General features: G+C 40.6%; 14 protein-coding genes. 3 read left to right on the top strand and 11 right to left on the bottom strand.

Translation table 11 applies throughout. The features are described 5' to 3' along the window. Nucleotides 1-182: 182 nt before the first annotated feature. The 4 genes from CDG79_RS34205 to CDG79_RS34190 all read right to left on the bottom strand — a co-directional run bounded on the left by CDG79_RS34205 (nt 183) and on the right by CDG79_RS34190 (nt 2985). The gene (locus tag CDG79_RS34205; protein ID WP_094346079.1) at nt 183-1097 is read right to left on the bottom strand and encodes a glycine betaine ABC transporter substrate-binding protein; all 915 of its coding nucleotides are present in this window, start codon (nt 1095-1097) and stop codon (nt 183-185) included. Next, nucleotides 1097-1729, bottom strand: a complete 633-nt coding sequence (locus CDG79_RS34200) for an ABC transporter permease (protein WP_094346078.1) — start codon at nt 1727-1729, stop codon at nt 1097-1099. The genes CDG79_RS34205 and CDG79_RS34200 overlap by 1 nt, the downstream gene beginning before the upstream one ends. Then, nucleotides 1726-2484 carry an ATP-binding cassette domain-containing protein gene (locus CDG79_RS34195; RefSeq protein ID WP_094346077.1) on the bottom strand — a complete coding sequence of 253 codons (759 nt, stop codon included), beginning with the start codon at nt 2482-2484 and terminating at the stop codon, nt 1726-1728. The genes CDG79_RS34200 and CDG79_RS34195 overlap by 4 nt, the downstream gene beginning before the upstream one ends. 105 nt (nt 2485-2589) lie before the next feature. After that, on the bottom strand, nt 2590-2985 hold the full coding sequence (locus CDG79_RS34190) for a hypothetical protein (RefSeq protein ID WP_094346076.1): 396 nt from the start codon (nt 2983-2985) through the stop codon (nt 2590-2592). Between the two features lie 651 nt (nt 2986-3636). Here CDG79_RS34190 and CDG79_RS34185 point away from each other — a divergent pair. Together CDG79_RS34185 and CDG79_RS34180 are read left to right on the top strand one after the other, a co-directional pair. After that, nucleotides 3637-3882, top strand: a complete 246-nt coding sequence (locus CDG79_RS34185; RefSeq protein WP_094346075.1) for a hypothetical protein — start codon at nt 3637-3639, stop codon at nt 3880-3882. Between the two features lie 258 nt (nt 3883-4140). Continuing rightward, nucleotides 4141-4281, top strand: a complete 141-nt coding sequence (locus CDG79_RS34180; RefSeq protein ID WP_094346081.1) for a type II toxin-antitoxin system RelE family toxin — start codon at nt 4141-4143, stop codon at nt 4279-4281. 262 nt (nt 4282-4543) lie between these two features. On the opposite strand, the gene CDG79_RS34175 is transcribed toward CDG79_RS34180, so the two are convergent. The 3 genes from CDG79_RS34175 to CDG79_RS34165 all read right to left on the bottom strand — a co-directional run bounded on the left by CDG79_RS34175 (nt 4544) and on the right by CDG79_RS34165 (nt 7979). Beyond that, nucleotides 4544-6472, bottom strand: a complete 1929-nt coding sequence (locus CDG79_RS34175; RefSeq protein ID WP_094346074.1) for an ABC-F family ATP-binding cassette domain-containing protein — start codon at nt 6470-6472, stop codon at nt 4544-4546. 71 nt (nt 6473-6543) lie between these two features. Next, nucleotides 6544-6960 (bottom strand): DUF1824 family protein, encoded by a 417-nt coding sequence (locus tag CDG79_RS34170; protein WP_094330823.1) that lies wholly within the window; start codon nt 6958-6960, stop codon nt 6544-6546. Nucleotides 6961-7130: 170 nt separating this feature from the next. Beyond that, nucleotides 7131-7979, bottom strand: coding sequence for a prohibitin family protein (locus tag CDG79_RS34165; protein WP_181154327.1), 849 nt, complete (start codon nt 7977-7979; stop codon nt 7131-7133). Between the two features lie 365 nt (nt 7980-8344). On the opposite strand from CDG79_RS34165, the gene CDG79_RS34160 reads away from it, so the two are divergent. Then, nucleotides 8345-9886: a phytoene desaturase family protein gene (locus CDG79_RS34160; RefSeq protein WP_094346073.1), complete on the top strand. Its 1542-nt coding sequence runs from the start codon at nt 8345-8347 to the stop codon at nt 9884-9886. Here the strand turns inward: CDG79_RS34160 and CDG79_RS34155 are convergent. From CDG79_RS34155 to CDG79_RS34140, 4 genes are all read right to left on the bottom strand, one after another. Then, nucleotides 9873-10547 (bottom strand): hypothetical protein, encoded by a 675-nt coding sequence (locus tag CDG79_RS34155; RefSeq protein ID WP_094346072.1) that lies wholly within the window; start codon nt 10545-10547, stop codon nt 9873-9875. The genes CDG79_RS34160 and CDG79_RS34155 overlap by 14 nt on opposite strands. A gap of 659 nt (nt 10548-11206) precedes the next feature. Further along, nucleotides 11207-11668, bottom strand: a complete 462-nt coding sequence (locus tag CDG79_RS34150) for a hypothetical protein (RefSeq protein WP_094346071.1) — start codon at nt 11666-11668, stop codon at nt 11207-11209. A gap of 27 nt (nt 11669-11695) precedes the next feature. After that, nucleotides 11696-13534: a bifunctional serine/threonine-protein kinase/formylglycine-generating enzyme family protein gene (locus CDG79_RS34145; RefSeq protein ID WP_189525229.1), complete on the bottom strand. Its 1839-nt coding sequence runs from the start codon at nt 13532-13534 to the stop codon at nt 11696-11698. Between the two features lie 319 nt (nt 13535-13853). Further along, nucleotides 13854-14657, bottom strand: coding sequence for an ABC transporter permease (locus CDG79_RS34140; RefSeq protein ID WP_317616637.1), 804 nt, complete (start codon nt 14655-14657; stop codon nt 13854-13856). Between the last annotated feature and the right edge of the window lie 374 nt (nt 14658-15031).

Below are 15031 nucleotides of genomic sequence, written 5' to 3'. Positions count from 1 at the left end.
CATCCAAGCAAGGAGGGCTTAACCCGCATTTCTCACAAGCTTGAAATGCAGAAATGCAGAGGGGCAGAGGGGCAGAGGGGAAAGAACTTGTACAATAACTCTCCTTTGCTCCCCTGCTCCTCTGCTCCCCTGCTCAAGAGTACAAGGTTTTGAGAGATGTGGTGAGAAATCCGGGTTTATATCTATCCTTGAGATGAACCTAATCCTTTCAATTTCCGAAACTCTTGGACAACATCTTTAGGATCGCGTAATTCACCCTCAACTAAATAGTTCAGTTGCCGCATTTCGTCTGCCGAAATCTTCCCTGCAAGGGATGCGATCGCAGTTATTAATTGGGGATATTTTTTTAATATTTCTTGCCTAACAATAGGCACAGTTTCATAAGGTGGAAAATAGTGTTTATCATCTTTTAAGACAACTAAACCCAAGCGAGAAATCTGCCCATCAGTAGAATTTCCCGCCACCATATCCACTTGTTTTTGAATCAAAGCACGATATATTAAACCCAAATCCATAATTTGGGGAGGTTTGGCAAAACGTAAATCATAAGTTTTTGCTAATCCCGGAAAACCATCTTCTCGTTCTAAAAACTCGTAACCAAAACCACCGCGCCACTGCGGTGTATATTGAGTAGCTTCCGAGAGAGTTTGAATATTGTAGCGTTTAGCATCTTCACCCCGGACAATCATTGCAAAAGTGTTTTCAAAACCTAAGCTTGGCATCACTTCTAGATTAAATTTCTGGGCATAAGCTTGTTTTAACTTCTCATAAACTTCTTTAGGATCGTTAACTGTCTTCTGCTTTAAAATTGCAGTAAAAGCTGTGCCGGAATACTCAATATAAGCATCGATTTTGCCAGCAGTAATCGCACTATGACAAACAAAAGAACCACCCAAACGAGGGCGACGAGATACCTTTAAATTAGTTGTTGCCTCGATTTGCTGTGCTAAAAGTTCACCTAAAATATCTTGTTCAGTAAAATCCTTAGAGGCAACAATAATATTGCCATCGCTGCTACTATTTATATTTGGCGTGCAGCTAGCGATCGCTAATAACAAGACACAAGTTAAAAAGCACAATGCCAAAAATCTTTTCATTAACTTTTAATTTTTAATTTATTCTCCAACGAACCAATTCCAAAATCAGCTAGTAATGCAATTACCGCCGCCGGAACTGCACCAGCTAAAATTAACTGGTCGTTCACTACTGATATGCCGCGAAAAATAAATACACCCAAACCACCAGCACCAATTGCGGCTGCAATCGTTGCAATACCAATAGCAATTACCGTTGCTACTCGCACACCTGCTAAAATTATTCCCATTGCCAAGGGAATCTCAACTTGTAATAACAATTGTCTATCTGTCATTCCCATCCCTCTCCCAGCTTCTCTAATTGCTGGATCTACACTAGTAATACCTGTGTAAGTGTTACGAATTATCGGCAGCAAGGAATATACAGTCAGAGCAACAATTGCTGGTACTGCACCAATTCCGCCAATTATGGGAACAGGAATGAGTAAACCAAATAGCGCCAAACTAGGAATAGTTTGGAGAATATTTGCTATGCCGAGAATTGGTTGGCGAAGGTAAGTTTTGCGTGTAATTAAAATACCTAAAGGAATGCCTATAAGTATGGCAATTCCAATTGCAATGCCTACTAAAAATAGATGTTCGAGAGTATGCTGAAGAATTTCTGGGGCATACTTAACAAGGAAGAAATTTTTCATAAAGTATCTTGCAGGGAACGCAGACATTGCAGAAAGGCAAGGCTTTCTGGGTGTTGCGATCGCATAAATTCATCTGTCGTCCCCAATACTACCAATTCTCCGCCATACATTAAACCAATTCGCGATGCCAAAACTAAGGCTTCTTGAATATCGTGGGTGACGAAAACAACTGTCTTGCCTAATTCTTGCTGCAAATGCCGAAACTCTTGTTGTAGTTCTAGCCGCGTAATGGGATCGAGTGCGCCAAAGGGTTCATCCATCAACAACACTGGCGGATCTGCGGCTATTGCCCTGGCTACCCCGACTCTTTGCCTTTGTCCACCTGAAAGTTCATGCGGGTAACGTCCAGCGAATTGTGCTGGTTCTAAGCCGACTAATTTCAACAATTCATAAACCCGCGTTTTTATTTGTTTAGATTGCCAACCTTCTAAAGAAGGAACTAAACCCACATTGCGTTCTACAGTGAAATGGGGAAATAAACCAATTTCTTGAATCACATAACCAATTTTTCGCCGCAGTTTAATTTCGTCCCATTGAGTTGTAGGAATGCCATCAAATAAAACTTCGCCTTGTGTAGGTGTAAATAGGTGATTAATTAACTTCATTGTTGTAGTTTTGCCGCTACCACTGCGCCCAAGTAATACCAGTGCTTCTCCTTGATGGATGGTGAAATTGAGGTTTGACACCAATGGGCGATGATTGCGGCTAAAGGTGACATCGCGGAATTCGACAGCAGTTTGGTTATTTTGCGGCATTAGTGGCTTAGTATATGTAGTGGCATTATGGCGTTAGCCTAACGCACCCCAATAAATTATAAAAACGGTGCGTTAGCCTTTGGCATAACACACCTTACTACTTTACTATGCCGTTTTAGCATTTCGATCTGATGCTAGCCCCGCACTAGTTTTCAATCGAGTCAACCTGCTTTTGCGGATGCGATCGCTATCACGAACACCACCTGCTATTTCATATTCGCTGCTGTCTGTGCCATACTTAAAAGCAACTCCCTTCAGCATTTTGTCTGAAAGCTTACTCAAGTTTTTTTCCATTTCATCAATTTTAGTTTTAGAAGAGTCAACTACAGCTAGAGCAGCATTATAAGCATCAATGGTAGTGTGTAACTGCTCAATTGATTGAGCCAGGGTTTCCAAATTACAATAATCATCAAAATTCATATTTGGATCGATTGCTTTGAATCCGGCGAATCTGAATTCAGCTTTTTCTATAATACGGGATGTACGTTTTTGACGAGGCATAAATATATTCCTTAAGGAGATATTAAAACCTATTTTGACCTCATTAAGCTGTTTTCTGGTGCAGTATAATTAGCGAACAAGTGTATTTTTTTAAACAAAGTTAGCTTGCTAAAATAAGTACTTTTCCTGACTTAGGATGTTATATTTGGTTTTGTTGCTGGCGATCGCTTCAATGTTAGCCAATACTTCTCGGTTAAGGGGAAAAGGGGAAAGGGAAAAGAGAAAGAAAAAACCTTTAACCCTTACCCTTTACCCTTTTCCCCAAACCCGATTCCGAGTTAAAAATGCTTAACCGAGCAGTATTGCAATGTTAGCGATCAATGTCGCGATGTTAAGGCTGAATATGGCGATATCAATAAGTAAAATCGTGATGTTGGTAATGAACGTCGCGATATAGCTTATATGTATCGCGATGTTAAGGATGAATATTGCGATATCAATAAGTAAAATCGTGATGCTGGTGATGAATATCGGGATATAACTTATCGATATGGCGATGTTAAGGATGAATGTCGTGATGTTAGCGACTAGACATAAAACTTGATGGGTAGGCGATCGCATTCTTCCACAGATGCGTAACCATGATAACTAGAGTTAAAATCAGCATAATGGTGTCACAATGCGAAAAAAAACACACCCAATAGGAGAAAAATGCCAGCCATTGTTAAACTACAACTCTCCTTAGAAATTTTAGCAGAAGCAATATCTTCCCTTGATTTAACAAAAAAACGTCAACTTCAAGAGCTAATTGAGCAACAAATTTTTGAAGCAGAAGAAGCGTTGTATGAAGACGATGCAGAAACACAAGTAGAAATTGAAGCGGTTCGCGCTGAGTATAAAGATGGTGAGTCAGTGACTATAGATGAATATCTTGCTAACCGCTCAGAGCAGAGATAATGAGTTATGCGATTGCTATTTCCAAGTCGCTACAAAAGCAGATTGATCCTTTACCAAATGATGTTATTGAGCGTGTTAGGGACTTCCAATTAAAAAAATATCCAATTTTGTAGGGTGCGTTAGCGACAGCGTAACGCACCGCCAGATATCTCGGTGCGTTACGGTTTTCGCCTAACACACCCTACTGTATATTTTATTTTTTGGAAGTCCCTTATTGAAAAAATCCAAAATCTTGCTTTATAACCGCGTCCCGATGGAATTGTCAAGTTAAAAGGTTCTGATAACGAGTATCGTATTCGGATAGGTGATTATAGAGTTCGTTACGAGATTGATGATGAAAGTCAACTCGGACAAATTTTGCAGTGCAAGCATCGAAAAGATGTTTATAGAAAAAGTTAGTTTTGAGATGCTCAACGTCAACGCGATCGCTTAGTATTCTGTAGGAAAGACCAATATAAGCGATCGCATTTTGTGAAAGGGCGATCGCTTTTTGCCTTAAAAGTAAAGGATGAAGTGGTAGGGTGTGTTAATGGAACGCCGGAACCACCCATGCTAAATAAATCATCATAAAGACGCGATAAATCGCCGTCTCTACAAAAGACTAATTGTAGAGACGGCGATTCATCGCGTCTCCCGTCTTAATTCACATCACGTTAAAAAATCAAGACTCCATCTCAGCCAATTCTAACCAGCGTTCAGTCGCCACATCGATCGCGTGCTTGAGCTTTTCTACACGATCGTACAGCTTTTGCACTTCGCTATAATTCCCCGGTGACACATTCCCTAGCGTTTTCTCGGTTTCTGCCTTCTGGGCCTCTAACTGGGCAATTTTACCTTCCAACTGCTCAAATTCTTTCTTTTCCCAATTGGATAATCTCCGCCGCTTGGTATTTTCTACATCTTTGGGCGAAGATGCACCATTTTGGACTTCGGCATTTTTGGGCTTCTCCTTAGTGTTAGCAGCTTGTTGCTGTGCCTCTTCAGCCTTCTTATAGTCCAGATAAATCGAGTAATTACCTGGATATTGCAGGAGATTACCGCCTTCCTCAAAGGAAAATACTGTGTCGATGGTGCGATCGAGAAAGTAGCGATCGTGAGAAACTACAATTACACACCCGACAAAATCTTCTAAATAATCCTCTAATACTGCCAATGTCTGAACATCTAAATCATTTGTCGGTTCATCTAAAATCAACACATTGGGCGCACCCATCAAAACTCGCAACAGAAATAAACGGCGTTTTTCACCACCAGAAAGTTTACTAATTGGGGCATATTGTTGATTACCAGGAAACAAAAACCGCTCCAACATTTGCGAAGCAGTAATTTGAGTCCCATCGGTAATTTTGATAAATTCACCTTCTTCTTTGATGTAGTCAATCACGCGCTGACTTTCGTTTAAAGCTGTGAGCAATTCTTCAGAATGCTGGTCAAAATAACCGATGTGAATTGTAGTACCAATTTCGGCAACACCTGAATCTGGCTGAATCTGACCAGTAATAATATCCATTAAAGTGGATTTACCCGCACCGTTAGCGCCAATAATGCCAATGCGGTCTTCTGGACTAAATTCGTAGGTGAAATTATTAATCAGGGTGCGTCCATTGTATGCTTTGGAAACGTTATCTAATTCAATAACTTTTTTCCCAATGCGACGACCAACGGTAGAAATATCAACTTTACCTTGAACTTGTTTAAATTCAGTATCCCGCAGAGCGTGAGCGCGGTCAATTCTAGCTTTTTGCTTAGTACTCCTAGCTTTCGGCCCTTTTTTCAGCCATTCCAACTCGCGCCGCAATAAGCCTTGATGTTTCCGTTGACTGCTTACGGCAGATTCTTCAGCTAAAGCTTTCTTTTCGAGGTAATATGAGTAGTTACCTGTATAGGTGTAAATGTCGCCTCGGTCTATTTCAACGATCCGATTGGTGACGCGATCTAGAAAGTAGCGATCGTGGGTGATCAGAAAAAGTGCCCCGCGATAGCGATTTAAATAACTTTGTAACCATTCAACAGAAAGAGCATCTAAATGGTTTGTCGGCTCATCCATCAGCAAAGCATCGGGTTCTGCTAACAACGCTGATGCTAAAGCAATCCGCTTGCGATACCCTCCAGATAAAGTGCCTATCTTGGCATCAAAGTCAGAAATTCCTAATTTTGTGAGGATGATTTTGGCATTTGTTTCTAATTCCCAAGCATTATTTGTATCCATCTTTTGCATCACCACAGATAGGCGAGACATTAGTTGGGTATCATTTGGATAGTGAGCTAATTTATCTGACAGTTCCTCATACTCACGCACTAAAGTCGTATGTTCGCCACTGTCTGCAAAAACTTGCTCTAAAACTGTGTGGTTTTCATCTAAATCTGGCTGCTGGGGTAAATAAATGATTTTAGAACCAGAGTTGATGATAATTTGACCGCTATCAATGGATTCTAACCCGGCAATCATTTTTAACAGGGTTGATTTTCCAGAACCATTAGTACCAATTAAGCCAACTTTATCGGTAGCATCGAGGCTAAAACTGGCATCTTTTAAAACTTCTTTGATGCCAAAGTCTTTTTTAACCGACTGGAGTGTAATAATACTCATAAAATCTAGTAATTTTTCATTAGTCGTTAATTAGTAGGTAAAGCACAGGCTCTACCTACATTCGCCGAATTCTATACAAATAAATCCAAGGGTAGATGTCCATACATTTCGTTGATTCCGTCTTCGTGGTAAGACTGACAAGATACTAATACACCACGATGATGTCCGGCATAAGAATCAAGATAACACAAGCCATTTTTACCATTTAATTTGATATAAACTGGCCCTTCAGGTGTCAGTAAATTGTTTGGTGGTTCATAACCCAAAGCTAGAGAATAGGTTTTCATAGCTAGTATTCCTTCCTCTGCTGTATCAGCACAAATCCCTAAGATTTGATAATCAGCAAGGTTTTTTACCAAAATTAGTGCATCACGAATTACTGCTTTTTCGGATGCATTGAGGATAGGCGCAATGTCTAAACAGTTAAATTTATTCAGTAATTTTTTCGCTTCTTCTGCGGTGAGATTTTCCGGATTGGGGGTTGACATAAACTTTGATGAGGATCTTGTTGGTTTTTCTGTTGTGTTTGAGTTGGGACTAGCCCAAATAATATAATTTGGGATTTTAGATTTGAGATTGGGAATCCTCCAAGTATTATAAAATTTGTCTGATGTCAGAGCAAATTTTATAATGGAGCTTGTTATCTAATACCAACCCCTTACGGTTGATTTTGGACATTCCCAAGGTTGAAGATGAAGGGGACACCGCTTTTTGAGTCACCACCCATAACGAGGACTTTGGGCATCTGAGCGCCGCCACTTTTCCAAGCTTCAATTGCTTCTTTTTGCAAAACTAACTGTCCTCCTTGGGCTTTGAGTGTCTCTGCTAAAAGTCTTTGAGCTTCTGCCCTACCTTTAGCACGATTCACATCTGCCTGTGCTTCTTGTTCTGCTTCCCGTGCTACATAAACGGCTCTTTGCGCCCGTTGTTCAGCAATTTGTTTTTCTTCCACTGCTCTGGCAAATTCTGGTGAGAATGCTAAATCAACTACGCTAGTATCTAACACAATTATCCCATATTTGTCTAAGCGATCGCCTAACGCTTGATCGAAGTCTTCTTTTAACTCACTTCTTTTAGTAATTGCTTCTTCTACTGTTCTTCTGGCGGCTGCAATTTTAAATGCTTCTTGAGTCTGAGGTGCAATAATTTTCGATACAATATTCTCTAAAGTTCCTTGTTTCCTTCTAACTTCAACTACCTTTATGGGATCGAGGCGAAAGTTAATCGCAAATCTTGCAGATAAATTTTGCAAATCTTTAGTAGAACTCTCTGCTGGCACTTCAAATTTTTGCACCGTCAAATCATACACATCTATCACTGAGATAAAAGGTGGTTTCACATGAATCCCTTCTAATAAAGCACCATCTCTCGCTTTACCCAAGATGCTAATCACTCCTGCTTGTCCTGGGTTGATAATGATAAAGGAATTTAGTCCAAAAATCACTAGTGTTGCTAACACAATTCCTAAAACTGTGGTTTGCCAATTTCCCAATTGCTGATTTTTCAAATTCCTCTCTCCAATATGAATTAGTCATTAGTCATTAGTCATTTGTTATTAGTCATTAGTCATTAGGCATTGGGCTAGTTATTCCCCTTCTCCTCTTGTCTCCCAATCCCCAGTCCCCAGTCCCTAGTCCCCAGTCCCCAGTCTCCAGTCTCCAGTCCCCAGTTTTACTTTGACTTGAGTAAACTCAGTTTCTAGTTTAAGTCTGTCTGAATCAAATTTTTCATCTAAAAAACGCAGCACTGGCGGTTTTCCGTTCATCCTTAGTGATGATATTAACCAATTAGAGCGGTTTATGGATGGAGGAGCGAATGATATTATCCAAGTTTCCACAACTGTTTTAATTTATTGTTGCAAACATTAGGGATATGCAAAACACAGATATAGTTGTTATTGGTAGCGGTATTGGCGGTTTGAGTTGTGCTGCTGTTTTGGCACGCTATGGCTTTGATGTGATAGTCTGCGAAAGCCACTCCATTGCTGGAGGCGCTGCTCATGGTTTTGAGCGCAATGGTTTCAAGTTTGACTCGGGCCCGTCTCTCTACTCTGGTCTATCTTACAGCCCCTCTGCTAACCCTTTGCGACAAGTGTTAGATGCAATTGGTTCGGAATTACCATGTGTCACTTACGATACTTGGGGTTGTTGTCTACCAGAAGGTGATTTTGACACGGCGGTTGGTGCAGAGCAATTTTGTGAAGTGCTGATGAAGTTCTCTGGTGATGATGCTGTAGCCGAATGGCAAGAACTCCAGCGTGTTATGGAACCATTTGCTAGGGCTGCAACTTCCATACCACCAGCCGCATTACGCTTTGATTTTGGTGCAGCTAGAACTGTGGGCCCATTTCTCCCATCTCTGACAAAAAATGTGGCGAATATAATCAAGCTGACAGGCCCCTTCAGCCGGATTATGGATGGGGTTGTTAAAGATTCCTTTACCAGAAATTGGCTGAATTTGCTTTGCTTTCTCCTTTCTGGATTGCCCGCAGATGGTACTAGCGCCGCAGAGGTAGCATTTATGTTTGCGGACTGGTATCGTCCAAATGCAATCCTGGAATATCCCATTGGTGGTAGTGGTGCTTTAGTTGACAGCCTTGTGCAAGGATTGGAACGTAACGGCGGAAAGCTGATGCTAGGCGCTCATGTAGAAGAAGTGCTTGTAGAAGGTAATCGTGCGGTGGGAGTGCGTCTTGGCGATCGCTCCGAAATTCGGGCAAAACGAGCAGTGATTTCTAATGCATCGGTTTGGGACACACTGAAGTTACTACCAGAAAAGGCAATACCTAAACAGTACCGCCGCAAACGACAAGCTACCCCAGAATGTGATAGCTTTATGCATCTACATCTCGGCATTGATGCTCAAGGATTGCAGTCAAATTTGCGGTGTCATTACATCGTAGTTAATAGCTGGGAATTGGGCATAACAGCACCTCAGAATGTGGTGGTAATCTCCATCCCTTCAGTTCTCGATCCATCTTTAGCGCCAGCAGGTAAACACGTGATTCATGTGTATACACCTGGTAATGAGCCATACTCTATCTGGCAGGGAATGGATAGAAGGAGTCAGGAATATGCCGAACAAAAGCGATCGCGTGCTGAAATAATGTGGCAAGCTTTAGAGCGGGTAATTCCAGATATTCGCTCTCGTTGCGAAGTCACGCTTGTTGGTACACCGTTAACTCACGAACGTTATCTCCGCCGTCACCAAGGTTCTTATGGCCCAGCAATTCAGGCTGGAAGTGGTATGTTTCCTGGCCCCAGCACACCCCTACCAGGACTGATGTGCTGTGGCGACTCAACATTTCCCGGTATTGGTTTACCAGCAGTCGCCGCCAGTGGGCTGATTGCTGCCAATACCCTTGCACCCGTTAGTAAGCATTTAGCAATGCTTCAAGATATCAATTGCATTTAATTTTTTGAGTATAAAATCTAGTTGCCAAGAGAGCCGCACCCACTGCCAAAACTGCTAGTACACTATCAGGTTCGGGTACGGCAGCAACTTGAGCATCAATTCTTGCAGTTCCAGCAAACACACCTGTCAAGTCAGGGTTCCCTAGTATCTTGGCAAACTCTGGGGAAAACAGCAATTTAACATCAGGGATAGTTAAATTTTTGCCATCAAATACCGCAGGTTCTGGAAGACTCAAATCAAACAAAATTGTATCTAAAGAAAATGTGTCTCTTAAAACAAATCCGCTAGCACCTTCAGTAGTACGTCCCGGAGCAAAACCAATTGAAAAGTCACCAACAGTAGTTTGATTATTGAAGGTAACAGTACCAGTATGCTCGATTGTCCCTGAGAGCGGAGTAAAACCGCCCTCGTCGCTAAATGTAAAGTTAGTAGCGGAGTCGATGTTGAAGCCAACTAAATAATTACTCGGAATTGGTGCAACTGTATTATTGCTGCCTGTCAAGATTAGCCCGATACTTTTAAGAATATCCTCGTGATCGCGATCGATGCTAGTAACTCCAGATATCACTTTAAAAGTTGCAGCCTCTACCTGCATAGGCGCAATTGATATAAAAGCTGCGGTAGTACAACCAACAATCCCTGCAAACTGAGAAAAACGCATATATGTACCTGATACCTGACGATCTTTGTAGTTTATTTTATCCAATAAAAGCCTCTTTATTAATCTACAAACTTATGTATTGCCGCTAAAAAACTCCCCTCAACAAAGAAAAGAATACTTTTTTAAAATTTGGATGAGGGAAGTGTCAAGTTAATAGCAGAATTTAATTCATACAGTTAACAACAAACAGTTAAGTAAGTAGGCAAGAATAAATATAACTAGTCCTTATTGAGCCTAAGATATGAGGCGTATGGCGTTAAGAATAAAAAATGATGTAAATATAGTTGTGTTTAATTATGTCCAATGCTAATTATTTAGCTTTAAATCTAACAATGATGATGCGATCGAAGATAAGTTTTACCTCTAATTATTGATAAGATTAGGTTAAGAGGGTGTTTGAAAAGTATTAGGCGAATTGAATTCGCTACGACACAAACGTTTGCGTAGCGTCTCGTAGAGAGGAGGAACGACGTTCGCAAGAGCGTGTCGCAGACAAGCAATCGCATGGACTCGCACTTAGTTGGAGATTTTGCGATCGCTTCGCAACGCTTCGCAATGACATGCAAAAAAGTGGGATGCTCCCAGGGGATAAACTGTACTTCATAACAGCAGGAAGTGCTGTATAGTTTAATTGACTATGACCGGACTTACTACCTGGTTCACAAACTTGTTCTAATCCACCAGCTTATTTTCTCCAAATTAGGATCTATTTCCTGCCAAAAGCTTGCTGATGAGTCTGCTTTTCTTGTTGCTGCAAATATTTCATCTATAACGTTAAAGTTTTTTTTAATCAACTGTTTATCTAATTTAGGAATATCCAATTTCAGATATTTCAGACGATTAGGTAATTCTATTTTCTCCTTTATCGGCAAATTAGTAACCTGCTCAACTTGTACTAAAATTTTGTCTATTGATGCGACGACTTCTTCAAGACTCGGTTTTTTAGTTTTTAATTGTAAATCTTTCTCTTCAAAAGTTTCTTCTTGATTGCCTAACTTCACTATTACTATTTTTACAAAGAAAATATTGTAATCAACCCCACTAACTTCACCTACTTGATTATCATATTTTCCACTTTTATTTATAACTACTATGTCACCTTTCTCAATTTTGTCTTTCATAATTTCTACAGCCTCTAAATCAAATTGTTAAATAATCTCCTCTACAGAAAATACCACTCTAAAGCCACAAACCCTCAGCCCACCGTCTGACTCATTCCAGCTACGACTGGCGCTGCGACACAGTTCGGCGTTGAAACTCCAAGAACCACCGCGTAGCACTCGGCGATTAATATCACCGCCAACTTCCCAAGCTGTTCCATCTGAGGGTGCATCGCTGTAATTGTTGTGCCATGAATCAGCGCACCATTCCCAAACTAGCCCGTGCATATCGTACAATCCAAAGGCGTTGGCAACTTCAAAACTGCCGACGTTTGTTGTTTCTTTACGGAATTTGCTTTTTGGTTCGATAGTGCAACTGACTAACTCAGAAGTAATAGTTTCGCCAAAGTGAAAGGATGTTGTAGTTCCAGCCCGACAAGCGTATTCCCATTCCGCCTCACTCGGTAAACGATAGTCGCGTCCAGTTTTTTCTGATAGTCTGAGACAGAATTCTACAGCTTCATACCAAGATACATTTTCCACAGGTCTATCTAAACCTTTAAATTTAGATGGATTGGGATTTAAAGCTTGTTTGACTTTGGGTAAAGCTGCTACGACTCTCCACTGGGCTTGAGTTACGGGAAATTTCCCCATAAAAAATGGTTCGACGGTAACTTTATGTCGAGGACGTTCGTCAGCATCTCCTTCACACTCTGGTGAACCCATCATGTAAGTACCACCAGGAATTGATACCATTTCTAATGTGACAGATTTACCCAATTCTTCCGCAAAAAAGTTGACATTACCACTTATGCGGTTTACTTCTCTTCCACCTGTGTCTACTGTCACTACATCAAATTCAAAGGTTTCTAAGGGAGGTAATGGGACTATTTCTTTTTGTGGTAGCGGTGGTAGTATGGATTGAGATATTGAAGTAATTTTCAGGGCAACAGGTTCAATATTCGATGTTGTAAACTTCAAATCATTGATAACTTCTACTGCTGTTTGATATCTTTCACTTGCTAGATGTTTTAGTAATTTATCTAAAATCCTCCCTAAGTCGTCGCTGATAGTAATACTTTTTTCTTGTAACCGTTCGCGCCACAACCATTTAGCATTCATGGCATCATAAATAGGGTCATTAACTTGTCCAGAAGCATCCTGTAAAGGCAAACATCGAGTTAAAAGACGCACGCAAGTTACACCCAAAGCATACAAATCACTACCGTGACAAGCAAATCCAGCCATTTGTTCAGTTGGGGCATAACCAAGCGTATAAATTACTGTTGCTTGTCTTCCTAAACTGGTTTGTGTTACCTGTTTAGCACCACCAAAGTCAATTAATACGGGTTTTTCATCACTAGCACGACGGATAATATTTTCTGGTTTGATATCCCGATGAATGACGTTATGGGCATGAATGAATTCTAGAACTGGTAATAAATCAGCTAAAAGTTCCCAAATGTGTTTTTCACCATAGATTTGTTGCTGAACTTCTTGTAAGAGAGTTTTTCCTTGAATAAATTCTTGTACGAGATACAAACTAGTACCTTGTTCAAAATAAGCTAGTAATCTAGGAATTTGGGTATGATTTTCTCCCAGTTCATACAACCGAAAAGCCTCTTCTTTAAAAAATTCTGCGGCTTTGGTGCGTTGTCCGGTTCCCTGAAACTGTGGGAAAAATTGCTTGATGACGCAAGGCGCGTTTAGTCTGTCTACATCTTCTGTAGCATAAGTTCTACTAAATCCACCTTCACCTAAGAGTCTTAATACGCGGTAACGGCTTCTTAGAAGTTTGCCAAAGTTGCTTTGTCCGCAACTCACACAAAATCTATTGCTATCAGAGTTGAATGGGTTTGAGCAATTGGGATTTTGGCAAATTTGCATAATGAGAGGGAAATAGCATCTTCTCCAAAGTTAGCCCCAATATTATCTAATTGAAAACAGTTATGTACAGAAGCGAACACTGAAGTTTATTCATGTGCTAAAACTTCTTTCAACACGAGAACAAGAAGATGAATAAATTTTATATATTTATCTATATTGGGACGTTTCTAAATATTGGTAAATATGAATACATGAGTATAGCTAATGTAGAGATGTTACATTGCAACGTCTTTTTTAAGATAGCTTTTTTTGATTGCAAAAAAAGTTCACGGAGAACCAAGTAATCCCTAATCTTGATGATTAATTACAAGTCTTATTTTCAGTTTTTATTTTCTCCAGAAGCGCGAATTAATTCAGCTATCAGAGCAACGATCGCAGATACTGAAATTAACATCACACTCAAAGCGTTAATATCAGGCTTGACTCCTGTTCTAATCCGGCTAAAAATCTCCATCGGTAGGGTGTTAGAACCGCTACCAGCAGTAAAGCTAGAAATGAGAAAGTCGTCTAAGCTGAGGACAAATGCTAAAAGACAACCAGCCAAAATACCAGGCATCAATTGAGGTAACAATACTTGCATGAAAGCTTGGATTGGTGTAGCACCTAAATCTAATGCTGCTTCTTCTAAGTGAGGGTCTAAATTGGTAAGTCGGGAAGCAACCACAAGTCCGACGTAAGCCAGACAAAACACGATATGCGCTGCAACTATTGTCCACAAACTCAGGGGTATGGCAAAGGCGGCTAAACAAACTAGGGTAGCCACTGCGATCGCAATATCAGGAATAATCAATGGTAAGTAAGCAATACCCCGATACAATTTCTTCCCAGGAAATTGGTAACGCGCTAACCCAACCGCCATCAAAGTTCCCAGCACTGCTGAAACCCCAACAGCACACCCAGCAACTATCATACTGTTTTGCAAGGCTGATAATATGCGATCGTCGCTGAACAACTTGCGATACCAATCGAGAGTGAATCCTTGCCAAGTTGCGCTGTAAGGCGACTGATTGAAGCTATAAAAGCCAAGTACCAATATGGGCAGGTACATGAACACAAATATCAGTAGTGAGAAAACCGCCTGCCATGAGACACGCGGTTTTTTGAGAGATGGAGAGATATTCACGTTTATATAATATGATTTTTATTGATAGCAATATAAAATATCATATTTCATGCAATAAGTCAATTATCTAACTCTCTTCTCTGTGTCTCAAGCGATTTAAAAGTGATTGATTGAACCACAGAGGCGCAGAGAACACAAAGAATAAAGTAATTTATTGACCAAAATTTTTACGCGCCTTGAAAGGCTTATTCTCTTCAATACCTTTGCATAACTGCTAGGGAATCTATAGGAATCCGGTTTGATTTCTGAAAATATCCGTAGGATGTGTTAGCACGGAGAGTACGGCATCAAACCCTTGATAATAGTGCGTTACGAACTCCGTTCTAACACAACGCCAGTTGCTACAACGGATAGCGCCGGCGGCAAGCGAGTTT

The sequence above is a fragment of the Nostoc sp. 'Peltigera membranacea cyanobiont' 232 genome, from assembly GCF_002245985.1.
GTDB lineage: Bacteria > Cyanobacteriota > Cyanobacteriia > Cyanobacteriales > Nostocaceae > Nostoc.
Note: the sequence above shows the minus strand (reverse complement) of the source record. Positions and strands in the feature narration are given on the sequence as shown.

Bases quoted from the DNA above. Each gene is read 5' to 3' on its own strand.
- CDG79_RS34200 (WP_094346078.1), bottom strand. From the start codon at position 1,729: ATGAAAAATTTCTTCCTTGTTAAGTATGCCCCAGAAATTCTTCAGCAT.
- CDG79_RS34175 (WP_094346074.1), bottom strand. From the start codon at position 6,472: ATGAGTATTATTACACTCCAGTCGGTTAAAAAAGACTTTGGCATCAAA.
- CDG79_RS34205 (WP_094346079.1), bottom strand. From the start codon at position 1,097: ATGAAAAGATTTTTGGCATTGTGCTTTTTAACTTGTGTCTTGTTATTA.
- CDG79_RS34150 (WP_094346071.1), bottom strand. From the start codon at position 11,668: ATGAAAGACAAAATTGAGAAAGGTGACATAGTAGTTATAAATAAAAGT.
- CDG79_RS34155 (WP_094346072.1), bottom strand. From the start codon at position 10,547: ATGCGTTTTTCTCAGTTTGCAGGGATTGTTGGTTGTACTACCGCAGCT.
- CDG79_RS34185 (WP_094346075.1), top strand. From the start codon at position 3,637: ATGCCAGCCATTGTTAAACTACAACTCTCCTTAGAAATTTTAGCAGAA.
- CDG79_RS34170 (WP_094330823.1), bottom strand. From the start codon at position 6,960: ATGTCAACCCCCAATCCGGAAAATCTCACCGCAGAAGAAGCGAAAAAA.
- CDG79_RS34195 (WP_094346077.1), bottom strand. From the start codon at position 2,484: ATGCCGCAAAATAACCAAACTGCTGTCGAATTCCGCGATGTCACCTTT.
- CDG79_RS34190 (WP_094346076.1), bottom strand. From the start codon at position 2,985: ATGCCTCGTCAAAAACGTACATCCCGTATTATAGAAAAAGCTGAATTC.
- CDG79_RS34145 (WP_189525229.1), bottom strand. From the start codon at position 13,534: ATGCAAATTTGCCAAAATCCCAATTGCTCAAACCCATTCAACTCTGAT.
- CDG79_RS34160 (WP_094346073.1), top strand. From the start codon at position 8,345: ATGCAAAACACAGATATAGTTGTTATTGGTAGCGGTATTGGCGGTTTG.